The 25,930-nt window shown below is 67.5% G+C and carries 19 protein-coding genes; 10 read left to right on the top strand and 9 right to left on the bottom strand.

The features are described from left to right. Positions 1–9 precede the first annotated feature (9 nt). A complete protein-coding gene (locus ACVENA_RS00795; RefSeq protein WP_449327243.1) occupies positions 10–2,712 on the top strand; it encodes a M1 family aminopeptidase in 2,703 nt (900 codons plus the stop codon). A 118-nt stretch (positions 2,713–2,830) separates the two neighbouring features. Here the strand turns inward: ACVENA_RS00795 and ACVENA_RS00790 are convergent, their stop codons facing one another. From ACVENA_RS00790 to hflK, 5 genes are all read right to left on the bottom strand, one after another. Beyond that, the gene (locus ACVENA_RS00790) at positions 2,831–4,426 is read right to left on the bottom strand and encodes a helicase HerA-like domain-containing protein (RefSeq protein ID WP_449327242.1); all 1,596 of its coding nucleotides are present in this window, start codon (positions 4,424–4,426) and stop codon (positions 2,831–2,833) included. Positions 4,427–4,874: 448 nt separating this feature from the next. Further along, positions 4,875–5,243, bottom strand: coding sequence for a VOC family protein (locus tag ACVENA_RS00785; RefSeq protein WP_449327241.1), 369 nt, complete (start codon positions 5,241–5,243; stop codon positions 4,875–4,877). 124 nt (positions 5,244–5,367) lie between these two features. After that, complete coding sequence (locus ACVENA_RS00780; RefSeq protein WP_449327240.1) at positions 5,368–6,867, bottom strand: Do family serine endopeptidase; 1,500 nt, start codon at positions 6,865–6,867, stop codon at positions 5,368–5,370. A gap of 127 nt (positions 6,868–6,994) precedes the next feature. After that, positions 6,995–7,846, bottom strand: coding sequence for a protease modulator HflC (gene hflC, locus ACVENA_RS00775; RefSeq protein WP_257547490.1), 852 nt, complete (start codon positions 7,844–7,846; stop codon positions 6,995–6,997). Beyond that, on the bottom strand, positions 7,846–9,012 hold the full coding sequence (hflK, locus tag ACVENA_RS00770; RefSeq protein ID WP_449327239.1) for a protease modulator HflK: 1,167 nt from the start codon (positions 9,010–9,012) through the stop codon (positions 7,846–7,848). The genes hflC and hflK overlap by 1 nt, the downstream gene beginning before the upstream one ends. Positions 9,013–9,103: 91 nt before the next feature. Here hflK and ACVENA_RS00765 point away from each other — a divergent pair, with 91 nt between their 5' ends. The 8 genes from ACVENA_RS00765 to ACVENA_RS00730 all read left to right on the top strand — a co-directional run bounded on the left by ACVENA_RS00765 (position 9,104) and on the right by ACVENA_RS00730 (position 17,634). After that, complete coding sequence (locus ACVENA_RS00765; RefSeq protein ID WP_449327238.1) at positions 9,104–10,081, top strand: Mrp/NBP35 family ATP-binding protein; 978 nt, start codon at positions 9,104–9,106, stop codon at positions 10,079–10,081. Next, positions 10,081–10,503, top strand: coding sequence for a CoA-binding protein (locus ACVENA_RS00760; protein ID WP_449328990.1), 423 nt, complete (start codon positions 10,081–10,083; stop codon positions 10,501–10,503). Before ACVENA_RS00765 ends, ACVENA_RS00760 begins: the two co-directional genes overlap by 1 nt. Positions 10,504–10,683: 180 nt before the next feature. Then, complete coding sequence (locus ACVENA_RS00755) at positions 10,684–12,975, top strand: xanthine dehydrogenase family protein molybdopterin-binding subunit (protein WP_449327237.1); 2,292 nt, start codon at positions 10,684–10,686, stop codon at positions 12,973–12,975. Further along, on the top strand, positions 12,975–13,937 hold the full coding sequence (gene hemH, locus ACVENA_RS00750; protein ID WP_449327236.1) for a ferrochelatase: 963 nt from the start codon (positions 12,975–12,977) through the stop codon (positions 13,935–13,937). The genes ACVENA_RS00755 and hemH overlap by 1 nt, the downstream gene beginning before the upstream one ends. A gap of 108 nt (positions 13,938–14,045) precedes the next feature. After that, positions 14,046–15,701, top strand: coding sequence for a DUF1963 domain-containing protein (locus tag ACVENA_RS00745; protein ID WP_449327235.1), 1,656 nt, complete (start codon positions 14,046–14,048; stop codon positions 15,699–15,701). 92 nt (positions 15,702–15,793) lie between these two features. Continuing rightward, entirely contained in the window at positions 15,794–16,516 is a 723-nt protein-coding gene (gene phbB / locus ACVENA_RS00740; protein WP_257547477.1) for an acetoacetyl-CoA reductase, read from the top strand. 252 nt (positions 16,517–16,768) lie between these two features. Beyond that, positions 16,769–17,014, top strand: a complete 246-nt coding sequence (locus ACVENA_RS00735) for a ribbon-helix-helix domain-containing protein (RefSeq protein ID WP_257547475.1) — start codon at positions 16,769–16,771, stop codon at positions 17,012–17,014. Continuing rightward, on the top strand, positions 17,011–17,634 hold the full coding sequence (locus ACVENA_RS00730) for a class I SAM-dependent methyltransferase (RefSeq protein ID WP_449327234.1): 624 nt from the start codon (positions 17,011–17,013) through the stop codon (positions 17,632–17,634). Before ACVENA_RS00735 ends, ACVENA_RS00730 begins: the two co-directional genes overlap by 4 nt. On the opposite strand, the gene ACVENA_RS00725 is transcribed toward ACVENA_RS00730, so the two are convergent. From ACVENA_RS00725 to ACVENA_RS00710, 4 genes are all read right to left on the bottom strand, one after another. Further along, the gene (locus tag ACVENA_RS00725; RefSeq protein WP_449327233.1) at positions 17,609–18,487 is read right to left on the bottom strand and encodes an ATP-grasp domain-containing protein; all 879 of its coding nucleotides are present in this window, start codon (positions 18,485–18,487) and stop codon (positions 17,609–17,611) included. The two genes, ACVENA_RS00730 and ACVENA_RS00725, sit on opposite strands and share 26 nt — an antisense overlap. Before the next feature lie 217 nt (positions 18,488–18,704). Next, entirely contained in the window at positions 18,705–23,420 is a 4,716-nt protein-coding gene (locus ACVENA_RS00720; RefSeq protein WP_449327232.1) for an NAD-glutamate dehydrogenase, read from the bottom strand. Positions 23,421–23,551: 131 nt separating this feature from the next. After that, on the bottom strand, positions 23,552–23,758 hold the full coding sequence (locus tag ACVENA_RS00715; RefSeq protein ID WP_257547466.1) for a hypothetical protein: 207 nt from the start codon (positions 23,756–23,758) through the stop codon (positions 23,552–23,554). Between the two features lie 130 nt (positions 23,759–23,888). Beyond that, complete coding sequence (locus ACVENA_RS00710; protein ID WP_449328989.1) at positions 23,889–25,223, bottom strand: PAS domain-containing protein; 1,335 nt, start codon at positions 25,221–25,223, stop codon at positions 23,889–23,891. Between the two features lie 276 nt (positions 25,224–25,499). Between ACVENA_RS00710 and ACVENA_RS00705 the strand changes: the two genes are divergently transcribed. Continuing rightward, positions 25,500–25,919: a hypothetical protein gene (locus ACVENA_RS00705; RefSeq protein ID WP_449327231.1), complete on the top strand. Its 420-nt coding sequence runs from the start codon at positions 25,500–25,502 to the stop codon at positions 25,917–25,919. Positions 25,920–25,930: the final 11 nt, after the last annotated feature.

Genomic DNA, 25,930 nt, shown 5'->3' with positions numbered 1-25,930 from the left:
AGCGCAGCCATGAAAATTTCGACACGCCTTCTGCTCGTCAGCGCCGTCTCGGCGCTCGGCCTCTCCGCCTGCGCCGCGCAGCCGGGGGTCGCATCGCCCGCACCACCTGTGGCGTTGATGCCGGCGCCGACCGGCGCGCCGCTCGATGCCAGCGTGCCGAGCCAGCTTCCGCGCATCACGCGCCCGCTCCATTACGATATCAGCGTCACGCCCGATGCGAAGGCGCTCACCTTCACCGGCGACGCGGCCATCGATCTCGAACTCTATGCGCCCTCGGCGACGATCGTGATGAACGCGCTCGATCTCGCCTTTGCGGGCGCGACGCTGACCGGCCCCGACGGCAAGCCTCTCCCGCTGACCGCCACGACCGACGCCACGGCGCAGACGGTGACCTTCACCGCCCCCGCGCCGATCGCGCCGGGCACCTATCGCCTCGCGACTCATTATAGCGGCATCATCAATACTCAGGCGAACGGCCTTTTCGCGCTCGATTATCCCGACAAGACGAGCGGCGCCGACACGCGCGGGCTGTTCACCCAGTTCGAGGCGCCCGACGCACGCCGCTTCGTCCCGAGCTTCGACGAGCCGAGCTACAAGGCGACCTTCAGCCTGTCGGCGATCGTTCCCGCCGACGACCTCGCGGTGAGCAACATGCCCGCGGCGAGCGAAACCCCGGTCGCGGGCGGCAGAAAGAAGGTGAGCTTCCAGATTTCACCGAAAATGTCGTCCTATCTCCTCTTCTTCGCGACCGGCCCGTTCGAGCGGCTCGCCAAGAAAAGCGAAAGCGGCGCCGAGGTCGGCATCGTCTCGCCCAAGGGGTCGGGCGAACAGGCACGCTTCGCGCTCGACAGCCTCGCGCCGCTGCTCACCTATTATGGCGATTATTTCGGCCAGCCCTATCCATTGCCCAAGCTCGACAATGTCGCGGGCCCCGGCCAGTCGCAATTTTTCGGCGCGATGGAAAATTGGGGCGCGATCTTCACTTTCGAACGTATCCTGCTCGACGATCCCAAGATCACGAGCGAAGCGACGCGGCAAGACATCTATGCCGTGCAGGCGCACGAGGTCGCGCACCAATGGTTCGGCGATCTCGTCACCATGGCGTGGTGGGACGATCTGTGGCTCAACGAAGGCTTCGCGAGCTGGATGGAAACCAAGGCGAGCGACCATTTCCACCCCGACTGGCAGCCGTTGCTGGGCCGCGTCGGCGGGCGCGAGGCTGCGATGGGGCTCGATGCCTTTGCGACGACGCACCCGATCGTCCAGACCATCCGCACCGTCGAGGATAGCAATCAGGCGTTCGACGCGATCACCTATCAGAAGGGCGAAGCGGTGATCACGATGCTCGAGGCCTATGCCGGGGCCGACAAGTGGCGCGACGGGCTGCGCGCCTATATGGCGCAGCATAAATATGGCAACACGCGCACCGACGATCTGTGGAACGCGGTCGAGGCGGCGGGCGCGACGGGGCTGACCGCGATCGCCCACGATTTCACGGGCCAGCCGGGCATCCCGCTGCTGCGCGTCGGCGCCATCGCCTGCACAGGCGGGACCACGACCGTCCAGGTCACGCAGAGCGAATTTTCGCGCGACCGCAAGGACAGCATCGACGCCGAGGGGCGGCGCTGGCAGGTGCCGGTGCTGGCGCGCGCCGGTGACGGCGCGGTGGCGCGGCAGGTGATCACGGGCGGCGCGGGAACGCTGACCCTGCCCGGCTGCGGGCCGGTACTGATCAACGCGGGACAGGCGGGCTATTATCGCACCCTCTATTCGCCCGCCGCGCTTACCGCGCTGCGCGGCCGCTTCGCCGGCCTCGCGCCGATCGATCAGCTCGGGCTGCTCGGCGACAATTTCGCGCTCGCTTATGCGGGCTATCAGCCGATGGGCGCGGCGCTCGACCTGCTCACCGCAGCGCCGAAGGAAGCGAACCAGAAGCTGACCGGCGACGTCGCGGGCCGCTATGAAGCGCTCTACAACCTCTTCGACGACCAGCCGGCGGTGCAGAAGCAGATCGCGGCGCGCGCCGGCGCGGCGCTTGCGCCCGCGATGCGGCGGCTCGGCTTCGACGCACGGCCGGGCGAACCCGCGCTCGACAGCGTGCTGCGCTCCGATTTGATCGGCGCACTGGGGGCGATCGGCGACGCCACGGTGCTTGCAGAGGCACGCCGTCGCTTCTTCTTGCTCGACCACGATCCAGCGGCGCTCGACGGGCCGCTCAAATCGCGCTGGCTCGGCATCGTCGCGGCCCATGCGGGCGCGGCCGAGTGGGACAAGCTGCGCGCCATGGCGAAGGGTTCGAAATCGGCGGTCGAACGCAGCACCTTCTATACGCTGCTCGGCAACGCCAAGGACACAGCGCTCGCCAGGCGCGCGCTCGACCTCGCGCTGACCGACGAGCCGGGCAAGACGACGAGCGCCGCGATCATCGGCGCGGTCGCCCGGAATCACGCTGGAATGGCGGTCGACTTCGCGCAGGCCAACCAGGCCGCGGTCGACCGGCTGATCGACGCTTCGGCGCGGGCGCGCTTCCTCGCCGGGCTCGCCGCTTCCTCGACCGATCCGGCGATGGTCGCCAAGCTGGAGGCAATCGCGGCACCGCTGCCCGCCGACGTCCGCAAGCCCTATGACAAGACGATCGCGACCCTCAAGGAACGCAGCGTCAGCCGCCCGCGGATCAAGGGCGAGGTCGCGAGCTGGCTGAAGGGGAAATAGGCGGCCGAAACCATCCTGTCTTCGTCATCCCCGCGAAGGCGGGGATCCAGCTTTCCGGCATCGCGTTGAAGCTGGCCCCCCGCCTTCGCGGGGGTGACGAGGATGGGTGTGTCGCGCTTTATTTGAACAGGCTGCCCAAAATCCCGCGCATGAGCTGACCGCCAAACTTGCCCGCGACCTGACGGCCGAGGCTCGTCGCCGCCGAGCGCGCCGCCGACTGGATCATCTTGTCCGCCATCGACGGTTTGGCGGCTTCGCGCGCCGCGGCCTTTTCCTGCTGCAGTCGTACCCGTTCCTCGGCCGCCTTGCGCTTCGCCTCTTCCTTCGCGGCAATCGCCGCCTGCTTGTCGGCCTCGGCCTGCGCCTTTGCCTCGACCGCGGCGGCCTGTGCCTGCTCGGCCTTGGCGGCGAGCAGTTCCTCGGCGCTCTCGCGGTTGACCGGCGTGTCATATTTGTCGGCGACGGGCGAGATCGACTTGATGATCGCGCGCTCCTTGACGTCGAGCGGACCGGCGCGCGAGCAGGGCGGCTTGATCAGCGTGCGTTCGACCGGCGACGGCGCGCCGTCGGCCATCAGCAGCGAGACGAGTGCCTCGCCGACCTTGAGTTCGGTGATTTCGCGCGCGACATCGACCTTGGGATTGGGACGGAAAGTGTCGGCGGCCGCCTTCACCGCCTTCTGGTCGCGCGGCGTGAAGGCACGGAGCGCATGCTGGACGCGGTTGCCGAGCTGGCCCGCGACCGCCTCGGGCACGTCGATCGGGTTCTGCGTCACGAAATAGACGCCGACGCCCTTCGAGCGGATCAGGCGGACGACCTGCTCGATCTTGTCGGTCAGCGCGGGCGGCGCGTCGTCGAACAGCAGATGCGCCTCGTCGAAGAAGAAGACGAGCTTGGGCTTGTCGGGATCGCCGACCTCGGGAAGCGTCTCGAACATCTCGCTCAAAAGCCAGAGCAGGAAGGTCGCATAGAGTTTGGGGCTCGCCATCAGCTTGTCGGCGGCGAGGATGTTGACATAGCCGCGGCCATTGTCGTCGAGACGGATCATGTCCTGGATGTCGAGCGCGGGCTCGCCGAAGAAATGGTCGCCGCCCTGCGTCTCGAGCGTCAGGAGCTGGCGCTGGATCGTGCCCACCGTGGCCTTCGACACATTGCCATATTTGGTCGTCAGCTCGTCGGCATTCTCGGCGCACCATGCGAGCATCGCCTGGAGGTCACCAAGGTCGAGGAGCAACAGATTCTGCTCGTCGGCCACCCGGAAGGCAATCGCGAGCACGCCCTCCTGCACCTCGTTCAGCCCCATCAGCCGCGCGAGCAGCAGCGGCCCCATTTCGGAGATGGTGGTGCGGATCGGATGCCCCTGCTCGCCGAACAGATCCCAGAAGATCACCGGATTGTCGTGATAGGCCCAGCCGGTATCGCCGATTTCGGCGGCGCGCTTGGCGAAGGCCTCGTGCGTCTTCGCGGTCGGGCTGCCCGCCATCGCCATGCCCGACAGGTCGCCCTTCACGTCGGCGACGAACACCGGGACGCCGACCGCCGAAAAGCCCTCGGCCAGCCCTTGCAGCGTCACCGTCTTGCCGGTGCCGGTCGCGCCGGCGATCAGCCCGTGACGGTTCGCGCGCTTGAGCACCAGCGACTGGCGCGGCCCGTCGGGTGCCCCTCCGCCGCCGAGGCCGATGTAGATTTCGGTCGCTTCGCTGCCGTCGCTCACTATGCATTCCTCCACTCTGGGCACCTTGCCGAAGGTCTAGAACGACGCGCGGCGTCGGGCAATCGGCAAAGCCGCGGGCGGCGGCAGCACGCGGTGAAGATCGGACCGAGCATGGCGGAAAACTGCGCAACTTCATTCGCAATTCGCCGGGATACGGTATCAGCAGCAGGGACTGACTAGTTTCGACCGAAGGCGGAGCTATCCTTCATCGTCATCCCGGACTTGATCCGGGATCCATTCATCCAGTGCTGAGAGAATGGATCCCGGATCAAGTCCGGGATGACGAGATTCTGAAAGAGATCGGAAAACGACGCCTAGCATCTCATAACGTCGTCATTCCCGCGCAAGCGGGAACCCAGTGTGGGGTCAGCCGAGGCACGCCCTGGGTTCCCGCTTGCGCGGGAATGACGAAGAGAGGGGGGGAATATCCGCCCCCACCCAACGCCCCTCACCCCATGATGAAGGCGTTGAGCTTGTTGCCGTCGGGGTCGCGGAAATAACCGGCATAGAAGCCTTCGCCGCGCGGACCCGGAGGGCCTTCGCAGGTGCCGCCGTTGGCGAGAGCAATGTCGTAGAGGCGGTGGACCTGCTCCTTGTCCTTCGCCTCGAGCGCGACCATCACGCCGTTGCCCACGGTCGCCGCCTCACCGTCGAACGGGCGGGTGAGGCCGATGCCGGCGCCGCCGCCTTCCTTGCCCCAGGCGATGAAGCCGTCATAGTCCATCATCCGCGGCACGCCCAGTTCGCCAGCGATCGCGTCATAGAAGACCGCCGCCCTGGCGAGGTCGTTGGTGCCCAGCGTCACATATCCGATCATCGTCTCTCTCCCGACTCGTCATGATGTGAACATAATAGGAACATTTAACCTGCCAGGCAAAGAAAAAGAGCGCCGAACCCGAGGGTCGCGGCGCTCTTTTTGCCTGTCGCGCGACGTGCGGAAATCAGCCGCCCTTGATGCGGATCGCGATGAAGGCCGAGGGACCGCCGCGGCGCAGGATTTCGAGCAGCACCGCGTCGCGGCCCGCCTTCTTCGCATCGGCGATGACCTTGGCGAGCGCGTCGCTGGTCGTCACCGACGCGCGGTTGGCGCTGACGATCACGTCGCCGCGGCGCAGGCCCTTGCGACCGGCGTCGCTGCTCGACGAGGCGGCGGCGATCACAAGGCCCTTGGTGCCCGTATCGACGCCGATCGCCCGGGCGATGTCGGGGGTCAGCGGCTGCACGGCAAGGCCGAGTTCGTTCTGGATTGCGGTGTCGGCGCTGCCCTTCGGATCGTCGGGCATCGCCTGCTCGTCCTCGGGGTCGAACGTCGTGCCCGCGAGCTGTTCCTCGGGCGGGCGCGTGCCGACGACCGCATTGAGGGTCATCGTCTTGCCGTCGCGCACCACCTCGATCGGGATGCGCGTGCCGGGCTTGGTGTTGGCGACGATGTAGGACAGGCTCTGCGACGGGGTCACGTCCTTGCCGTTGACCTTGGTCACGACGTCGCCGCGCTTGATGCCGGCCTTCGCCGCCGCGCCGTCGTCCTCGACGCGCTGAACGAATTCGCCGCGATCCTTGGGCAGGCCGAGCGCCGAGGCCAGATCCTCGCCGATCGGCGCGATGCCGATGCCGAGATAGCCGCGCTCGATCTTCTCACCCGATTTGAGCGCATTGATCACCGGGATCGCCGCTTCGGCGGGGATCGCGAAATTGACGCCGATGTTCGCGCCGACGGGCGAGATCAGCATATTGTTGATGCCGACGACATTGCCCTTGAGGTCGAACAGCGGGCCGCCCGAATTGCCGCGGTTGATCGCGGTGTCGGTCTGGATATAGCGGTCGTAGGCACCGCCGCCGCCGAGGTTGCGCTGCACCGCCGAGATGATGCCCGCGGTCACCGTCGAGCCGAGGCCGAGCGGGTTGCCGATCGCGACCACCCAGTCGCCGACGCGCGCCTTGGCGCTATCGCCGAACTTGACGAAGGGCAGGCCCGTCGCATCGATCTTGAGCAGCGCGAGGTCGGAGGCGACGTCGCGGCCGACGATGCGCGCCTTATATTCCTTGCCGTTGGTCAGCGTCACCGTGACCTGGTTCACCGCATCGCCGCGCGGGCCGCCGGTGACGACATGGTTGTTGGTGACGATATAGCCGTCGTCGGAAATCAGGAAGCCCGAGCCGCCGCCCTGCTGCTCCTGCGTCACCGGCTCGCGCGTTCCCGCGAAGGGATCGAGCCGGACGCCGAGCGTCACCTCCTGCTTGGTCGAGATGTTGACCACCGCGGGTTGAAGCTGTTCGACGAGGTCGGCGAAGCTTTCGGGCGCGCCGGCGCGCGGCACCGCCTTCGCGATCTCGCTGCTCTCGTTCTGCGCAACCTGCGCGATCACCGGCGACTGGGTGACGAGCGCCAGCGCCGTGCCGCCCATCAGCAGGGCCGAAGTGATGCCATAAACATAACGCACGATCGCAAATCCTCTTCTGTTCGCGAAAAAACTCTGACCCCGGCGCGACGCTATCTGCTCGGCGCCGGCTGAACCTCATTTGAACATGAACGGGACTTGCAGGTTCCGTTCACGTGCCGAACTTTCGTCAGCCTCCCTTGAAATGCCGCAGATATTCATTGTCGGGCGACAGGATCACCGATGTCGTGCCCTGGTTGTTTTCACCCAGGAAGGTCTGCCGATAGCTCTGCATCGCACGGTAGAAATCATAGAATTCGGGATCCTTGCCGAAGCTCGCGGCATAGATGCGCGCCGCTTCGCCGTCGGCGTTGCCGCGGATGATCTGCGCTTCCTTCTGCCCCTCGGCGCGGATCGTGATCGCTTCCTGCTCGCGCGCGGTGCGCATCCGGTTATAGGCCGCCTCGAGCGTCGCGCCTTCGGGCAGGTCGGCGCGCTTGATCCGCACGTCGATGATCTCGGCGCCATATTTGTTGGCCTCGCGGTTGAGCGCGATCTGGATATTGTCCATCACCTGCCCGCGTTCGGGCGACAGCAGGGTTGCGAAGGTGCGCTTGCCGAGCTCGTTGCGCAGCGACGAGCCGAGGATCGTCGCGAGCTGCTGCTGCAACCGCTCCTCGGTGCGGATCGCGGTGTACATGCGCACCGGATTGGTGATGCGGAAGCGCGCGAAGGCGTCGACCTGCAGCCGCTGCTGGTCGGTCGACAGCACCTGCTGCCGCTCCATGTTGATGCCGAGGATGCGCTTGTCGATATATTGGATGCCATCGGTGAAGGGCACGCGCAGGACGAGCCCGGCGCCCGAATGACCGAAGCTTTCCTTCGGTTTATAGCGGTTCACCGTGCGCTCGATCTCGCCGAAGCGCAGGATCAGCGCCTGCTTGTCCTCGGGAACGATCGCGAGCGTCTGCGACAGGATGACGAGCAGCGCCACGGTGCCGACGAGCAGGCGCAGCGGATGGCGGAACAGGCCCTCGAACATCATTGGCCTCCCTTCGCAGCGGCCTCGGGGGCCGCATTCGCCCGCCGCTGAATTTCGTTCAGCGGCAGATAGGGGGTCACCCCGCGCGCCTCGACGATCGTCTTGTCGATGTTCGACAACACGCCCTCCATCGTTTCATAATAGAGCCGCTTGCGGGTCACGCCCGGCGCGAGCTTATACTGTTCGTAAATCTTGTCGAACGCGGCGGTGTCGCCGCGCGCGCGCTCGAGCACCTGCTGTTCATAGGCGCGTGCGAGGTTGATGTCCGATTCGCGCTTCTGGCGCGCGGCGGTCACTTCCTTGAACGCTTCGTCGACCTGGCTCGGCGGATCGGCCTGGCGGATCGCGATCCCCTGGATCGTCACCCCGGCGCGATACTGGTCGAGCAACTCCTGCATCCGCTGCTGCACCTGCCGCTCGATCTCGACGCGACCGGGCCCGATCGCCTGGACGAGGTCGAAATTGGCCACCGTCGCGCGCATCGCGCTTTCGGCGACTTCGCGGAGCGTTCCGTCGGGGTCGGCGAGCTGGAAGATATAGAGTTCTGGATCGCGGATCGACCAGCGGACCTCATAGGCGAGGTCGACGATGCTCTGGTCGCGCGTCAGCACGAAATTCTCGTCGGTCGCATTGGGCGAGCCGATCTGCATCGTGCGGATGGCGCGGACATCCTCCAGGCGGATGCGTTCGATCGGCGCCGGCCAAGTGAATTTGACCCCCGGCCCGACGGTGCGCGAATAGCTGCCGAGCCGGGTGACGACGCCTTCCTTTTCGGGCGGCACGATGTGGAAGGAGGAAAAGACGAACCAGACCACGACGAGCGCGCCGATGCCCCATTTCCAGACCTTCGCCGAATCGCCGAAGTTGAGGCCGTCCCCGCCGCCCGAGCCGCCGCCGCCCCCGAAGCTGCCGCGCCCCTTGCGCAGCAATTCGTCGAGCGCCGAGGGGCCGCGCGGTTTGCGGCCGCGTGCCGGGTCGGCGGGATCGGGCGTCACCCACGGATTGCGCGGGCCGTTGCGGTCGCCGCCGTCATCCTTGCCGCCGTCCTTCCCGCCCTTGGGGCCGTTGCCCCACGGGCTGTTCGCCATCTGGCTGATCTGATGGAAAAATCGCCGCATTCCCATCGGGAAGCGGCCTGCCATCCTGCCGTCACTTTCGTTGCTCATGCCTGCTTTTATAGGGAGGACCAGCGCGATTAACAGGGGGGCAAGAGAAAATGGCTGGCTTTCACCCGCGCCGCGCCTATCTGCGCGGGGTATGACCGACACCGCACCGCTTGCCAGCATCGCGACCGACCTCAGCGGCGGGCGCACCTCGGGCCTCCGCTTTCTCGACGATCAGGGCACGCTCGCGATCGTGCTGGACGTCACCGGCCTCGCCGAGGCAGAGCGGAAGCCGCTGGAGGACAAGCTCCGCGCCGGATTGCTCGCCCGGCCCGGCGTGAGCTCGGTGCGCGTTGCGATGACCGCCGAGCGCAAGGGGCTGACGCTGATCGCGGTCGGCAGCGGCAAGGGCGGGGTCGGCAAATCGACGCTCGCCGCCAACCTCGCGGTCGCGCTCCAGCGGCGCGGGGTGAAGGTCGGGATCGTCGACGCCGACATCTATGGCCCCTCGCAGCCGCGCCTGATGGACAGCGAGGGCGTGAAACCCGAAGCGCGCGGATCGAAGCTCGTTCCCGTTCCCAACGCCTATGGCGTGCCGATGCTTTCGACCGGGCAGATCGCCGCGCCCGGACAGGCGATCGCGTGGCGCGGGCCGATGGCGGGCAAGGCGCTCGAACAGCTCGTCGATGCGAGTTGGGGCGACGTCGACACGCTGATCGTCGACCTGCCGCCGGGCACCGGCGACGTTCAGCTCACGATGATCCAGAAACACAAGCCTGCGGGCGCGGTCATCGTCTCGACCCCGCAGGACCTCGCGCTGATGGACGCGACGCGCGCGATCAGCTTTTTCGAGCAAGCCGACGTGCCGTTGATCGGGCTGGTCGAGAATATGGCGGGCTATGCCTGCCCGCATTGCGGCGAGGTCAGCGACCCGTTCGGGAGCGGCGGTGCCGAAGCGGCGGCGAAGACGATGGGGCTCGATTTTCTCGGCCGCGTACCGCTGTCGATGGGGCTGCGTCTCGCAAGCGACGGCGGCGTGCCGCCGGCGGCGGGAACCGACCCGCTCGGCGAGCCGTTCCACGCGATAGCGGCAAAGGTCGCCGACTGGCTCGCGGCAAGAAAGGGCAAATGATGGCAATCAACGACGAGGCTGAAATCCGCGACCTGCTGGGGCAGCCGCGCCGTATCGCCGTCGTCGGCGCCTCGCCCAACCCGGCGCGCGCCTCGAACGAGGTGCTCGCCTTCCTGATCCGCCAGGGGCACGACGTGATCGCGGTGAACCCCGGCCATGCCGGCAAGACGATCCACGGCGCGCCCGTCGTCGCGACCCTCGCCGATGTCGAGCCGCCCGCCGAGATCGTCGACATCTTCCGCAACAGCGCCGACGCGGGCGCGGCGGTCGACGAGGCGATCGTCCATGGCGCAAAGGCGGTGTGGATGCAGATCGGTGTGATCGATCAGGCCGCGGCGCAGCGCGCCGAGACGGCGGGGTTGACCGTCGTGATGGACCGCTGCCCGAAGGTCGAGATTCCGCGGCTGGGGTTGCTGCGGTAAAGCGGCGCATACAAGCCCATCCCTTTTCCCGTTCGTGTCGAGCGAAGTCGAGACACCCCTCGAGGCAGCGCCACCCAGATGGGTGTCTCGACTTCGCTCGACACGAACGGAATTGAGGTAATGCCGATTTGACGGGAAAGCCTTTGCCTCCCTCAACCGCGCCGACTATCAGCGTGGGCAATGACGGGCATCAGGGACAAGGTGGGGCAAAGTGGGCGGGCGCGGCTGCCGCATGTCAGCCGCCGCCAGATGCTGGTCGGCGCGACCGCCGCGGGCGGGCTGGCGCTCGCCTGGACCTTCTGGCCGCGCGACTATGAGCCCAACCTTACCGCCGCGCGCGGAGAGCATATCTTCAACGCCTTCCTCAAGATCGGCGAGGACGGCCATATCGCGATGGCCGTCCCGCAATGCGAGATGGGTCAGGGCGTCACCACGCTGCTGCCGCAGATCATGGCCGACGAGCTTGGCGCCGACTGGCGGACGATTGCGGTCGAGACCGCGCCGATCAACCCGCTCTACACCAACACTTTGGTCGTCGACGAGGATAGCGCGGTCTTCACCCCGCGCCGCCTCGTCCCCGATTTCGTGTCCGACGTGCGGGGCTGGGCGCGGCGCGAATGGGCGGTGCGCCACGCGGTGATGCTGACCGCGAACAGCTCGTCGGTGCGGATGTTCGAGGGCCCGTGCCGCGACGCCGCGGCGCAGGCGCGCGCGTTGCTGATGATGGCGGCGGCGCGGCGCTGGGACGCCGACTGGCAGCAATGCGATACCGAGGGCGGCTTCGTCACCTTCGGCAAGAAGAAATTGCGCTTCGGCGATGTTGCTGCTGCCGCCGCGCTGCTCGAACCGCCCGCCGAGCCCGTCTATCGCGCCGCGAGCGCCGATCCGCTCTACGGCAAGGAACTGACGCGGCTCGACCTGCCGTCGAAGGTCGACGGGTCGGCCAATTATGCCGGCGACATCCGCCTGCCCGACATGGTCTTCGCCGCAATCCGGCAGGGGCCGCTCGGCGCCACGCGGCTGAAGAGCATCGACCGCAAGGCGGGGATGAAATCGCCCGGCCTGCTCCACATCGTCGAGCACGACCGCTGGTTCGCGGCGGTGGCGCGCAACTGGTGGGCGGCAAACCGCGCGCTCGACCATTTCGCGCCGGTGTTCGAGACCGCCGGAACCCCCATTTCTTCGGACCGCATCGACAAGGTACTGGCGGCCGCGCTCAAGGCCGACGGCTATCGCATCGCAAAGACCGGCGACGTCGCCGAGGCGATGGAAGGGCGGACGAAGGTCTCGGCGCATTATGCCGTCGCCCCCGCGCTCCACGCCCCGATCGAGACGCGCACCGCGACCGCCGCCCCCGATCGCGGGCGGCTGCGCGTCTGGGTCGCGACGCAGGCACCCGCCCAGTGCCGCGACGCGATCGCAGCGGCGACCGGCCTGTCTCCGTCCGACGTCACTCTCTTTCCGATGATGGCGGGGGGATCATTCGACGCCTGCCTCGATCACAGTGTGGCGGTGCAGGCGGCGATCATCGCATTGCAGGTCAAACGCCCGGTCCAGCTCGCCTGGTCGCGCGCCGAAGAGATCATGCGCGACATCCCGCGCGCGCCGGCGCGCGCCAAGATGATCGCGACGCTCAACGCCGCAGGCGGCATCGACGCGCTGGTCGCGCGCATCGCGGTGCCGCCGACCAATCACGAGGTCCGCGCCCGTCTGTTCGACAACACCCCCGCCGACGTCGCGCAGCGCGATGCCGCGGGCGTACCCGACGCCGTCGCGGTCGAGGGGCTGGCGAACGCCTATGACATCCGGCATTTCGCGGTCGATCATTGCCCGGCCGACATCGGCCTGCCGACCGCGCGCTGGCGCGGCAATGCCGACAGCTACACCGCCTTCTTCACCGAATGTTTCATCGACGAGATGGCGGCGCGCGCGGGGTCGGACGCGCTCTCCTACCGCATGGCGATGCTTGGCAAATCGCCTTTGCTCGCGCGCTGCCTGCTCACCGCGACCAGCCTCGCCGGGTGGGAGGGCGGCCTGTCGGGCACGGCGCAGGGCCTCGCCTGCCATGCGATGCGCGGCAGCCATATTGCGCTGGTTGCGACCGCGCGGCCGAGCGAGCGCGGGCTGCAGGTCGAACAGCTCGTCGCGGTCGTCGACGCCGGGCGGCTGGTGAACCCCGCGATCGCGCGCCAACAGATCGAAGGCGGGCTGATCTTCGGCCTCGCTGCGGCGGTCGGTGCGACGACCGATTATGAAAGCGGCCTCGCGACCGCGCGCAAATTCGGCCAGCTCGGCCTGCCCCGCCTCGCGCAGATTCCCGAGATATTGATCGAATTCGTCGACAGCGACCGCGATCCCGGCGGGCTCGGCGAAATCGGCGTTCCCGCCGTCGCGCCCGCGATCGCCAATGCGATGTTCGCCGCGACCGGGCACCGCATCCGCCGCCTGCCGCTGTCCGCGCAGCCGCTCTGATGTCCGCCATCGGCGTCCTGCTCGTCAATCTCGGCACCCCCGACGCGCCGACCCCCGCGTCGGTGCGCCGCTATCTCGCCGAATTCCTGTCCGACCCGCGCGTCGTCGAGATTCCGGCGCTGCTGTGGCAGCCGATCCTGCGCGGCGCCATCCTGCCGACGCGGCCGCGCAAATCGGCCGAGGCCTATGCGCAGGTCTGGACCGACGAAGGCTCGCCGCTCGCCGCGATCACCCGCCGCCAGACGGCAGCCCTGCAAGCGGCGCTCGGCGAGCATGTCCAGGTCGCTTATGCGATGCGCTATGGCGAACCCGCGATCGGCGCCGCGATCGACGCGCTGATGGCTTCGGGATGCCGCCGCATCCTGATCGCGCCGCTCTATCCCCAATATTGTGCCGCGACGACCGCCACCGCCGTCGATGCGGTCGCCGCGCATCTCGCGGCGCTCCGCGAACAGCCCGCGCTGCGCTTCCTACCGTCCTATCCCGCCGATCCCGCCTATATCGAAGCACTCGCGGCGTCGGTCGAGGCAGGGCTCGCCGCGCTCGATTTCACTCCCGACACGCTGGTCGCGAGCTTTCACGGCATGCCCGAGCGGACGCGCGCGCTCGGCGACCCCTATTATAACCAGTGTCTCGCGACCGCGCGCCTGCTCGCCGAAGCACTGGGCCGCCCGGTCGAGGTCGCGTTCCAGTCGCGCTTCGGCCGCGCCAAATGGCTGGAACCCGCGACCGACGCGACGCTCGCGCGGCTCGGCCGCGAAGGCCGCAGCGTCGCCATCCTCGCCCCCGGCTTCGCCGCCGACTGCCTCGAAACGCTCGAGGAACTGGCGATTCGCGGCAAGACGGGGTTTGAGGCGGCGGGAGGGCGGCATTTCGCCTATATCCCCTGCCTGAACGACAGCGCGGCGGGGATGGCGATGCTCGAAACGCTCGTCCGCCACGAACTCGCTGGATGGTGCTAGACCAGAACCCTAAGGGTTCGCGCTTACCTCCTTTTTAACTCCTTGCATTAGACTTGCCGTCTGGCGGTGCCGGGTCTGGCCGGTGCTGCGCTTTGCAAAGGGTGGATCATGAGCGATCTCGATCGGGCGGCATTGATATTGGCCGGCTTAACGGCGGCCTTCCTGATCCTCCTGTTCGCGGTTTGGCGCGCGCGCCGCCCGCGTCCGGCGCCCGCTGCGCCAAAGATGCTGAAGATGCCGAAGATCGCGCGCGAACCCGGCGAAAGCCGCTTTTCAGGCTTGGCGCGGAAGAAGGAACCCGCGGTCGAGCCCGTTGAAATCGCGCCGGCGCGCCTCGCGCGGATCAGCCGCGCTGCGGTCGAACGGCCGATCGAGCCGATGGCGTTCGACGACCCCGATCCGGTCGCCGAAGCGCCCGCCGAGGCTGAAGCGGCATCGGCAGAGCCGACTTGGGTGCATGAAACAGTCGATCTGCACGAAGCACCCGATCCTGCACCATCCTTGCCGGCCGACGACCGACCTTCCGAAATGCCCCCGATCGACGAAGCGGCGCTCGACGCGCTTGCGGCCGAGGTCGAGCGGCAGGCGCATGGCGTCGATCCGGCCCCGACCGCAACGACCGGCGTCCGGCTGATGCCACAGATTCCGCCGCGCGATGCGATCCTGCGCAAAAGCTGGGTCGGCGGCCGCCCGCGCCTTCCCGCCATGACACCCTGGCCGGTGATCGACGGCCGCGAGGGCGATTTCATCGCGCAGATCGCCTGCGCCGACCTGCCGCCGATGCTGTGGGACGGGCTCGGCCCGCGCAGCGGCTGGCTCGCCTTCTTCACTCATCCCGACAGCGGCGCGGCGACCGCGCTGCATCTGACCGAAGACGGCGCGCCGCGCGATCCGCCCCGCACCGTGGGCCCCGCCTATTTCCATGCCTTTGGAATGGAGGACGCCGACATGGCCGCGCTGGTCGTTCGGGCCTTGCCCGAATGGCCGGTCGACATGACCACCGAAGCCGCCGACGCGCGCGATGCCGATGCGACGGCGCTGCTCGCGGCGGATTACGATATCGCCGACCCCGCCTTTCACCCGTTCGACTGGCCCTCGATGCTCGCGATGGCCGCGATGCTCGAAAGCCGCATCCTCGCGCTGCCTACCGACGGCGTGCCGCCCGCGGACGCCAACGACGAACTGGCGCAGGCGATCGAGGACGCCGCCGAGGCCAATCGCGACGCCGCCGAGCGCACCGCCGAGATCGTCGCGATCATCCGCGAAAGCGCCGCCGCCGACGCCGGCTTTCTGCCCAGCGATGCGACCGCGGTAATGGCGGCGCTCCACGCCATCCGCTGGACGCAGGTCTCGGCGCATCCCGACCCCGAAAGCGGTGAGGATGCCGTCGAAACGCTCACCCTGCCGCTGACGCGTCGCCGCCCCGACGGCGACCTGTGGGTCGACGCCTATCGCGCGCTGCTGTTCGATCAGGCCCGGCACGCCTATTGCGCGAATCCCGACCGGCTCTCCGCCCCGACGCGCGGTTTTTTCGAGCCTTTGTGGCAGGCGATGGCGGCGAACGGAATCGGCATGATGGCCGACCGCCCGTCACGCCCCGTCGCGGGCTTCGACGAAGAGCGCGATACCGTGCTGCTCGAACTGTCGCCGACCGGCATGCTCGGCCTCACGCACCCCAACGGCGCCTCGCCGGTCTTCACGATCCGCAAGGCCGATCTGGCCGTGGGCGATTTTTCGCGGATGCGGGTTCTGGGAAAGGATTAGCATCCATGCTCCCTTGACGTTCCGGTCAACTTGCGGGGCGCGAATCCGCGTCTTAAGCAAGGAGCAGGATCGCTTTTGGGAGAGCATCGAACATGGCACGAATCGCAGTCGTCACGGGTGGCAGTCGCGGGATCGGCGAGGCGATCAGCCTCGCGCTGAAGGAGGCCGGCGTCACCGTCGTCGCCAACTATGCCGGCAATGACGAAAAAGCGCGCGCCTTCACCGAACGCACCGGCATCGCGGCGCGCAAATGGGACGTCGGCGACCATCAGGCGTGCATCGACAATTGCGCGGCGATCGCGGCCGAATTCGGCCCCATCGATATCGTCGTCAACAACGCCGGCATCACCCGCGACGGCACCCTCGCGCGGATGAGCTACGACGACTGGCACGATGTCATGCGCGTCAACCTCGGCGGCTGTTTCAACATGGCGAAGGCGACCTTTGGCGGCATGGTCGAGCGCGGCTGGGGCCGCATCGTCAACATCGGCTCGATCAACGGCCAGGCGGGGCAGTACGGCCAGGTCAATTACGCCGCCGCCAAATCGGGTATCCACGGTTTCACCAAAGCGCTCGCGCAGGAAGGCGCCAAGAAAGGCGTGACGGTCAACGCGATCGCGCCGGGCTATATCGACACCGACATGGTCGCCGCAGTGCCCGCGCCGGTGCTCGAAAAGATCGTCGCGAAGATTCCGGTCGGGCGGCTGGGCCAGGCCGAGGAAATCGCGCGTGGCGTGGCATTCCTGTGCAGCGAAAATGCGGGTTTCGTCACCGGATCGACGATGAGCATCAACGGCGGGCAGCATATGTATTGACGGCGGCAGGCGCGTAACGAAAGCGTTCGCAAAGCGAACGATAAGTCGGAGCATGATCGTCTTCGATTGAAACCCGTGTTCCCCCGCGAAGGCGGGGGTCCATCTCCGGCCGGTGCAAGATGGAACCGGCAGGAGATGGGTCCCCGCCTTCGCGGGGACGCAGTTGTTTTACGCAAGGTCGATCGCACCCAAGGCGCAGCGTCTGTTCGACAGCCTCTCGACTTGGCGCGGTGCGAACGGCAGATAAGGGGGATGGATGGCCCTGCCCCTCTCCACCCGCCCGTCAAACGTTCGGTCACCATCGCCGGTCATCCGACCTCGATCAGCCTCGAACCGATGTTCTGGGCCGCGCTCGAAGACGAAGCCCGGCGGCGGGGCTTGCCGGTCAACGCCCTTGTCGCGCGGATCGACGTCGAGCGGATGGACGCCGACGAGCCGCCGAACCTGACCTCGGCGATCCGGCAATGGTTATGGCGAGAACGCGGGGTGCGGGAATGAACCCCGCTGCGGACGACACGGGCTTCGATCCCGCCACTTTGGCCTTTTATACGAAAGAGGCGCCCGACTATGTCGCGAGCGGCCCCGGCGGCGTCAGCCGATGGCTCGCCGCCTTCCTCCACCGGTTGCCGAAGGGTTCACGCATTCTCGAACTGGGATGCGGCAGCGGCCGCGACGCCGAAGCGATGATCGCGGCGGGGCATGATGTCGATGCGACCGACGGCACACCCGCGATGGCCGCGCTCGCCGGCGCGCGCCTCGGCTGCCCCGTGCGCGTGATGCGTTTCGACGAACTCGACGTGCGCGACGCTTATGATGCCGTCTGGGCGCATGCCAGCCTGCTACACGTTCCCCGCCTCGCGCTGCCCGGCATATTGAGGCGCGTCTTCGATGCCCTCAAACCGGGCGGCCTCCATTTCGCGACTTACAAGGGCGGCGGGACCGCCGGGCGCGATGCGGCGGGGCGCTATTTCAATTATCCCGACGCCGAAGCTCTCCGCGCGGCCTATGCCGCGGCGGCACCGTGGCAGATCGACGCGATCGAGGACTATATCGGTGGTGGCTATGATGGCCGGCAGGGGCCTTGGCTGGCGATCAGCGCGCGGCGGCCAGACCAGTGACCGCCCCCGCGACCGCCCGCCCGAACGCGGCGCCCTTGTCGGGGGCATGGTGCAGAAACAGCGACGGTTCGATCAGTTCGAGTTCGATGATGTGGAGCGCGCCCGCGTCATCGCCGACCATGTCGACGCGCGCATAGACCGGAGCGGCGGGCGCCGCGGCGAGCGCGGCAGCGGCAAGATCGTGGGCGACGGGGGTGGCGTGCCAGTCACCTTCGCGGCCGCCGAACTGTTCCTGAACGCGAAAGTCGCCCGAAGCGGGACGCTTCACGATCGCATGGCTGAAGCGGCCGTCGAAGAAGAAGAGCGACATCTCGCCCTCGACCAATATTCCCTGCATCAGCGGTTGAACAAGACGGCGCTGACCGCGTGCCTCCTCCGGAATTGGCGTGCCGGGCGCAAGACGGTGGGTGCCATCGGCGCCGCCCGAGATGGCGGGCTTGATCACCACCTCTTCGGCGCCGAGCGCGGCGCGCGCTTCGGCGAGGCCCGCATCGTCCAGCGCCGCGACCTCGACCGTCGGCACCACCGCCACGCCCTTTGCACCGAGTTCGGCGAGATAGGCCTTGTCGCTGTTCCAGCGCAGCACCGGCACCGGGTTCGCGACCGGGAGTCCTTCGGCCTCCAGCCGGTCGAGCAGGCCGTACCAGGCGGCGACGTCGCGCTGATAGCCCCAGGCGAAGAGCGGCAGGATCAGGTCGAAACCCGCAAGCTCGCCGGGATCGGTCCACGGGCGCTGCTCGACGGCCAGCCCGGCGGCGGTCAGCGCCGCCGCCTTGCGCGCGAAGGCGGGCTGCCATTTCTCATAATAGCCCGGCGCAGGGACGAGGATCGCGACGCGCGGCTGGTAGGGCATGGCAGAGCTTTCCTGGATCGTGATCGGATTAGACTGAAACAGCTTCTTACTTATCTCGTCATCCCGGCGAAGGCCGGGATCTCATCGTATCGACCTGACGCACCGGTGAGATCCCGGCCTTCGCCGGGATGACGGTTCGGCCTAAAATGATCATGCTCCAGGCAGCAGACCGCCAAGTCTGCTGCCCTCCCCTGTTGAAAGGGAGGGCGTGTTCAGATCACCGCCCCAGCAAGCCGCGCGCCTGCCCCGCGATATGCGAGAGCATCGCGCCGTTCGGGTTGGGGATCGTCCGCGCGCGGTCGACCGTGGCGCGGAATTGCGCGACGCGCGGCGCATTGTCCGCGAGCCATTTGGTCACCGCCTTGTCGAGATCGCCCTTCGGCAGCCCGGCGAGGAAGCCGAGGCGCATCTGCTGGAAGTCGCGCGCGAGGCTGTTGACGAGCAGGCGTTCCCACGGGTCGGCGGGGCTCATGTGCGCCGCCAGCGTCTGCGCCCAGTCGAGCCCGAGCGCTTCGCCCAGATGGGTGAAGGCGCTGGTCACCGCGACCTCGTCGTCGCCGCGCCGCGCGGCGAGATCGACGATGCCGATCGCGCCGTCGGTCTTGAACAGGCGCACCACCGCCGCGGTCAGCGGCTCGGGTGCGCCCGCGTCGAGCAGTTGCTGCGCGAGCATGTCCCACTGGCCGCGAACCGACGCGCTGAGCAGCGTATCGACGGTCGCGGTCAGGCGATCGACGCCGGGTTCGAGACGCGCGACGATCGGCCCCGGCTGCGCCAGCGCCGGGCTGACGCGGAGCAGGTCGGCCATTTGCGAGGTCATCGCCGACGCCGCCTGGCTGAACAGCGACAGACGAATGCTCTCGTCGATCTTCGCACCGTCGAGCTTGCTCCACAGATCTTTCATGTCGAGCAATCGTTCGACCGCGACGAAGGCCGCCGCGACCTCGCCGAGCGAACAGCCTTCCTCCTCGACCAGTTCGAAGGGATGGACGACGCCCATGCGGTTGATCATTCGGTTCGCGAGCTTGGTCGCGATGATCTCGCGCCGCAATTGATGCTCGGCGATCGCGGCTCCGAAATCGCGCTGCATCTCCGCCGGGAAAGCCGCAGCGAGGTCACCGGCGAGCGCCGGATCGTTCGGCAGCTCGCTGTCCTCGATCGCGTCCTGCAGCGCGAGCTTCGCGGTCGACAGCAGCACCGCGAGCTCGGGCCGCGTCAGCCCGCGCCCTTCCTGCGCACGGCGCAGCAGTTCGTCGTTCGCCGCCAGCCCCTCGACCTTGCGGTCGAGCCGGCCCGATGCCTCGAACGTTTCCATGATCCGCACCAGCGACGGCACCGCCGCCGACCCGCCCTTTTCGGCGATCGACAGCGCAAGCGCCTGCAGGCGGTTGTCCTCGAGCACCAGCGCCGCGACATCGTCGGTCATGCGGACGAGCAGCGCGTCGCGATCGTCCTGCACCAGGCGACCCTCGGCCATCTCGCGGTTCAGGGCGATCTTGATATTGACCTCATTGTCCGAGCAGTCGACGCCCGCGCTGTTGTCGACGAAGTCGGCGTTGATCCGCCCGCCCTTCGCCGCAAAGGCGATACGCGCGGCCTGCGTCACGCCAAGGTTCGCGCCTTCGCCGATGACGCGGACGCGCAGATCCTCGGCATCGACGCGCAGCGCGTCGTTGGCGGGGTCGCCGACCTCGGCATTATTCTGGCTCGCCGCCTTCAGATAGGTGCCGATACCGCCGAACCACAGCAGGTCGACTGGCGCCTTGAGGATCGCCGAGATCAGCGCGGTCGGCTCGATCTCCGCCTGCGACAGGCCGAGCACCGCCTGCACTTCGGGGCTGAGCGGGATGCTCTTCTGACTGCGCGCGAAAACGCCGCCGCCCTTCGAGATCAGCTTCTTGTCATAATCGTCCCAGCTCGACCGCGGCAGCTTGAACAGCCGGTCGCGTTCCTTCCAGCTCTTTGCCGCGTCGGGATCGGGATCGAGGAAGATGTGGCGGTGGTCGAACGCCGCGACGAGCTGGATCGACTTCGACAGCAGCATGCCGTTGCCGAACACGTCGCCCGACATGTCGCCGCAGCCGACGACCTGCACCGGGTCGGTCTGCACATCGACACCCATTTCGGCGAAATGCCGCTGCACCGATATCCACGCCCCCTTGGCGGTGATGCCCATCGCCTTATGGTCATAGCCGTGCGAGCCGCCGCTCGCGAACGCGTCGCCGAGCCAGAAATCGCGCTCCATCGCCAGCGCATTGGCAACGTCGGAGAAGGTCGCGGTGCCCTTGTCGGCAGCGACGACGAAATAGGGATCGTCACCGTCGCGGATCACGACATTCTTCGGATGCACGACCTTGCCGCCGACCAGATTGTCGGTGACCGACAAGAGCGAGCGGATGAAGATGCGATAGCATTCGGTGCCCTCGGCGAACCAGGCATCGCGGTCCTCGGCGGGGCTGGGCAGCGCCTTGGGATAGAAGCCGCCCTTCGCGCCGGTCGGCACGATGACGGCGTTCTTGACGCGCTGCGCCTTCATCAGCCCGAGGATTTCGGTGCGGAAGTCGTCACGGCGGTCGGACCAGCGGAGCCCGCCGCGCGCGACCGGGCCGGCGCGCAGGTGCACGCCCTCCACGCGCGGGCTGTAGACCCAGATCTCGCGCCACGGCAGCGGCTTCGGCAGGCCGGGAACCTGGCTCGAATCGATCTTGAACGCCAGCGCTTCGGCGGCGGCGGGTGCGAAAGCGTTGGTGCGCAGCGTCGCGCCGATCACCGCGTGGAACAGCCGCAGAATGCGATCGTCGTCGATCGACGCGATATCGGCGAAATCGGCGAGGATTTCGGCACCCAACGCCTCGGCGCGCGCGGCATCCTTCGCCTTGGGATCGTGCAGCGCGCGGAAGCGCTCGACGAGCGCCGCGGTCAGCTTCGGCGCGTGGCGCAGCGCCGCGACCACCGTGTCGAGGCCATAGGACGAGCCGCCCTGGCGCAGATAGCGGAACCAGGCGCGCAGCCAGACGATCGCCTGCGGATCGGTCTGCGTCACGAGCACGAGCTGGTTGAACGCGTCATTCTCGGCCTGGCCGTCGAGCACCGCGGCGATCGCCTTTTCGATCGTCTCGACATGCGGCAGCAGCGCGGTCTCGTCGACCGACGCGGGCAGGCGCAGCGAGAAATCGTGGATGAAGGTCGGCTGCTCGCCCGCCTCGTCGTCGGCAGTGCGGACATGGAGTTCGGTCGGGATTTCCTCGAGCACCTCGAAACCGAAATGTTCGAGCGCCGGAACGACGTCGGACAGCGCGAGCGGACCCGCGGCGCTGTAGACCTTGAGCCGCAGGCGATCGTCGCCGTCGAGACTCTTCTTCGCGAGCCGGACGCTGCGCGGATGCTCGGCGTCGAGGTCGCGCAGTCGCAGGATGTCGCGCGCCGCTTCCTCGGGATTGTAGAGGTTACGGTAATTGGCGGGGAAGAGCGGGGCGAAGCGCGCGGCGAGCGCCGCGGCACGGCCCGCGTCGCCGCGACGGGCGAGCGCCGCCTCGACCTCGGGCTGCCAGCCGCGCACCATCTGTTCGAGCTGGGTGCCGAGCGCGTCGGCGTCGGGCACCACCCCGTCGCCGCGCAGGTCGAGCGTGAAGCGGAGCAGCGCAGCGCCGCCATCCTCGAGCACCATCGTCCAGCCGATCACCCCGGCTTTCGCCTCGCGCACCAACAGCGATTCGACCGCGAGACGGCGGCCCGTCGACACTTCATCGCGCGGCAGCCACACGAAAGCGAAGAGGTGGCGACCGAGCGCGCTCCGCACCATCACGATCTTCGGCCGCGGGCGGTCGGTGATCGACATCGAGGTCAGCACCAGTTCCTCGAGCGAGGCGCTGTCGAACGCGATGAGCAGGTCGTGCGGCAGCGCGGTGAGCGCATGCGCGAGCGCCTTGCCCGCATGGCCCGTCGGATCGAACCCGAACTTCGTCATCAGCGCCTGAAGCTGCGCGCGCAGCACCGGCACCTTCGCGGGCGGAGTCGACAGCGCGGCGCTGGTCCACAGCCCCGCATGGATCGACAGCCGATCGGCCTTCTTGCCCTGATATTCGGGAACGACGACCAGATCGAGCAGCACGCGGCGGTGGACCGCCGACAAGCGGTTCGACTTGAGGAGGAGCGGCGAGGCGCCGCCCCGGTCGAAATAGTCGAAGGCAGCCTTCAGCGCGTTCGGCGAAAGAAGCTGGCCCGGGCTGCTCGTCGAAATGCCGAGCGCGTCGTGGACCGCGCCGTCGCGGGTGCGCCATTCGTGGCCGAGCTGCGTCATCGCTCCGCCCTCGAACCAGCGCAGCAGTTCGGCGGCCTCGCCGTCGGCGCGCATCGCGGCATCGGCGAGCATCGCGGCGCGCATCGCCTTCCAGTCGGCGACCGCGGCGCGCACATCGGCGAGCGAGGCTTCGAGCGCGTCGAGCAGGCGCCTGCGCGCGCGCGCATCGCCGCGCTCGATCTCCATATAGATGACCGATTCGCGGCGACTGCCGGCCTTGCCCGCGTCGGCGCCCGTCAGCCGGCCCTTCGCGTCGCGCTCGACCGAGACGACGGGGTGGAGGATACGGTGGATCGCCAGCCCCTGCGAGCTCACGATCTGCGAGGTCGAGTCGACAAGGAACGGCATGTCGTCGTTGACGACCACCAGCCGCATGCGGCGGTCGGGACCATCGCCCGCCATCGGTTCGAGAAGCAGCGACGGCTTGCCCTCGCCGCGCTCGAGCGACGCGCGCGCGGCGAAATCGCCCGCGGTCGCGAGCATCTTCGCATCGAGGTCGTCGCCCTCGCCCGGCAGCGCGCTGCCCGCAAGCGCGGCCTGATAAGCCTTGGAGATTTGGGGGGCGATCTTAACAGCGGCGGGCGCCGCCGAAGAGGATTCGGCGTCGACGGATTCGGTCAATTTGGAAGACATAGGGTTGCAGCATCCCGAACGAAAAGAGGCGGGTCATCGCCCGGGGGATGGCAATGAACCCTTTCGCTCCGCCCCTATGCGCCCGCGGCGCGCGCGGCTCAACCCCTGCGCGGGGTTCACGCAAAATAATTTCAACTTTCGGATTTCCTGTTGCGCAGCAGCAAATTGGCTCCGGCTTCGTTCCGTTTCTTCAAGTTTCTTTGAGAAACGATGCCGACCGAATGGCGGCTTACGGAAATATTTGGCGCAAAGACCCGAAGATGTCGCGCCGGCCGCGATGCAGCTTTTGCCTGCCGCGACCGTTTCCGAACGCCGCGACGATCCTCGAGCATGGTCATTTTTGACGGAATCGTCGTCCCGGCGAAGGCCGGGATCCCGCCGGTGCGTCAGGTCGAGATGGTGAGATCCCGGCCTTCGCCGGGATGACGAGATAAGGAAGGCGATGTTTCAGCCTAACCCGATCACGACTTAAACGCCGCTGATCGGGACCGCCTTCTTCGCGAGCCGCGCGACCAGCGCCGCATCGTCCGCCGCCTTGGCGACGATTCCGATGTGGCCGCCCGGCATCGCGCGCGCGATCAGCACGACGAATTCGGCCTCGCCTGCGTCATGTTCGAGGATCAGCGCCGGATGGGCGCCGCGCAGCGCCTCCAGCTTCGTATCCGCGTCGGCCCGGTCCGGCGCATCCGTCTTGCGGCGCGCGCGCGCATCCTTGACGAGCCCCTTGAGGCCGCCGGGATAGCGGTCGAGATAGGCCGCCAGCGCCCCCGCGCCGACCCCTTCTTCCTTCGCGTGGCCGAGCACACAGGCATATTCGGCCAGCCGCGTCTTGTCGTAACCCGCGCCGAAGACCAGCTTGACGAGCGGGGTCAACGGCGCCCGCGCCTGCGCCGCGATCCCGGCATCGGCGAGCAGTTCGGCGAAAGCGTCGGGCTGTGCCTCGGCCGCGAGCGCGAAATCCCACGCCTTGCCGACCGCCTGATAGAGGGCGGAGCGGCTGCGGCTGTCGGCAGCAAGCGCGCGCTCGGCGGTTTCCCGCGCCAGCGCCAGCCAATCGGCGAGCGCGGCGTCGGCGCCCGGAAGCGCGTCTGCGGCGGCGTGCTCGTCCGGGGCCCCGGCCTCCGGCATCGCTCCTTCGTCGGCGAACGCGGCAAAGCCCGGCGCGGCGTCGGCTTCGTCCTCGATATGCCCGGAATCGGGTCCGTCGGCCCATACCGGCACCGGCGCGGTGAGCGGCGCGGCGCTGCGCAGCGCCTGCTCGACCGAAAGCTGCAGTTCCTCGGCCTGGTCGGCGGGCGCGACCTCTTTCCAGTTGATCACGCCCATGATGAAATCGATCGTGTCGTCGTCGGACGAAAAGGGCAGCAGGATGCCGCGATACATGATCGTCACGCCGCGATCGCTCACGAACTCGGCCTCGAAGCCGATCGGCGCGCGGTTGGCGATGATCTGGAGATAATGGTCGGTCAGCCGCGACAGCAGCGAGCGGCCCGGGATCTGGTTGATGTAATGAACCTCGTCGTCGATCCCCGATTCGGCGCGCAGCCGCTCGCCGATATAGGAAAGGCCCGGATTCTCCATCCCCGCGGTGAAATCGAGCAGCACCGAATAGGGGCCGAAATCGGCGCCGTCGAGGTCGAGGTCCTCGACCGCGGGATAGGCGCGATCGGCCAGCAGCGACGCCCAATAATTATAGGCCCTGACCTGCATCCGCCGTTCGTCGACCCCGACCATGGGCGGCGCATCAATCGCGCTCTCGTCCTGGTCGTGGCTGCCCGAAAGCAGTCCGCGCAAGCTGTCCATCACATGTCCCCAGTCGCAAACATCACCCACGGTCATGCACCGGGAGTGGTAAAGGCGGCGTAAACGATGGCTGGAGGGGGGCTGCGGCGCTCTGCGCGATCGAACATGAAGCAGGTGCAGGATGATGGTCATTTGCCAAAATGCAAAGTCCCCCTCCACGGGAAGATGCCTGCGGCTCAAGTAATAATCATCCCAAAACCGTCATATTCTGTTTACCAAAAACGCATCGTTCATCTTAATCACTTTCTGCGATTGCCGCAGGGAAGGAGACTTCCCATGCGCCTTTCTTCGTCGTTCGCCCTATTGTCTTGCCTTGCCTGTGCCGCCCTTCCCACTGCCGCACACGCCAGCAGCGATGCTTCGACGAACTTCCGGATTTCGGCCACCGTGCCGGAGGCCTGCGAGATCGTCGTCCCCGACCTGACGGTCGATACGGGGTCGGGCCTTGCTGCCGGTACGGTACTCGAAAGCTGCAATACGCAGCGCGGCTTTCAGGTCGTAGCTTCCTATCGGCCGCTCGACCCTGAAGAGAAAATCACGCTGACCTATGCCGGCCAGTCGAACTCACTCCATGCCGACGGCTGGCAGGTGATCGCCAATCGCGCAGGCGCGCAATATGGTGCGAGGCCGGTTAGCATTTGGCACGACAATCTCGCCCAGCCCCTCACGATCAACCTGACCATCACCTATTTCTGATCCCCCTGCGC

This window comes from Sphingopyxis sp. 550A, assembly GCF_053569535.1.
This window is presented reverse-complemented; position numbering and strand designations above follow the sequence as displayed.

What these genes read in the sequence shown, in the direction of transcription:
- ACVENA_RS00795 (WP_449327243.1), top strand. Translation starts at nt 10, where the DNA reads ATGAAAATTTCGACACGCCTTCTGCTCGTCAGCGCCGTCTCGGCGCTC.
- ACVENA_RS00785 (WP_449327241.1), bottom strand. Translation starts at nt 5,243, where the DNA reads ATGATCGGATATGTGACGCTGGGCACCAACGACCTCGCCAGGGCGGCG.
- hflC (WP_257547490.1), bottom strand. Translation starts at nt 7,846, where the DNA reads ATGTTCGAGGGCCTGTTCCGCCATCCGCTGCGCCTGCTCGTCGGCACC.
- hflK (WP_449327239.1), bottom strand. Translation starts at nt 9,012, where the DNA reads ATGAGCAACGAAAGTGACGGCAGGATGGCAGGCCGCTTCCCGATGGGA.
- ACVENA_RS00765 (WP_449327238.1), top strand. Translation starts at nt 9,104, where the DNA reads ATGACCGACACCGCACCGCTTGCCAGCATCGCGACCGACCTCAGCGGC.
- ACVENA_RS00760 (WP_449328990.1), top strand. Translation starts at nt 10,081, where the DNA reads ATGGCAATCAACGACGAGGCTGAAATCCGCGACCTGCTGGGGCAGCCG.
- ACVENA_RS00755 (WP_449327237.1), top strand. Translation starts at nt 10,684, where the DNA reads ATGACGGGCATCAGGGACAAGGTGGGGCAAAGTGGGCGGGCGCGGCTG.
- hemH (WP_449327236.1), top strand. Translation starts at nt 12,975, where the DNA reads ATGTCCGCCATCGGCGTCCTGCTCGTCAATCTCGGCACCCCCGACGCG.
- ACVENA_RS00745 (WP_449327235.1), top strand. Translation starts at nt 14,046, where the DNA reads ATGAGCGATCTCGATCGGGCGGCATTGATATTGGCCGGCTTAACGGCG.
- phbB (WP_257547477.1), top strand. Translation starts at nt 15,794, where the DNA reads ATGGCACGAATCGCAGTCGTCACGGGTGGCAGTCGCGGGATCGGCGAG.
- ACVENA_RS00735 (WP_257547475.1), top strand. Translation starts at nt 16,769, where the DNA reads ATGGATGGCCCTGCCCCTCTCCACCCGCCCGTCAAACGTTCGGTCACC.
- ACVENA_RS00730 (WP_449327234.1), top strand. Translation starts at nt 17,011, where the DNA reads ATGAACCCCGCTGCGGACGACACGGGCTTCGATCCCGCCACTTTGGCC.
- ACVENA_RS00725 (WP_449327233.1), bottom strand. Translation starts at nt 18,487, where the DNA reads ATGCCCTACCAGCCGCGCGTCGCGATCCTCGTCCCTGCGCCGGGCTAT.
- ACVENA_RS00720 (WP_449327232.1), bottom strand. Translation starts at nt 23,420, where the DNA reads ATGTCTTCCAAATTGACCGAATCCGTCGACGCCGAATCCTCTTCGGCG.
- ACVENA_RS00715 (WP_257547466.1), bottom strand. Translation starts at nt 23,758, where the DNA reads ATGACCATGCTCGAGGATCGTCGCGGCGTTCGGAAACGGTCGCGGCAG.
- ACVENA_RS00710 (WP_449328989.1), bottom strand. Translation starts at nt 25,223, where the DNA reads ATGGACAGCTTGCGCGGACTGCTTTCGGGCAGCCACGACCAGGACGAG.
- ACVENA_RS00705 (WP_449327231.1), top strand. Translation starts at nt 25,500, where the DNA reads ATGCGCCTTTCTTCGTCGTTCGCCCTATTGTCTTGCCTTGCCTGTGCC.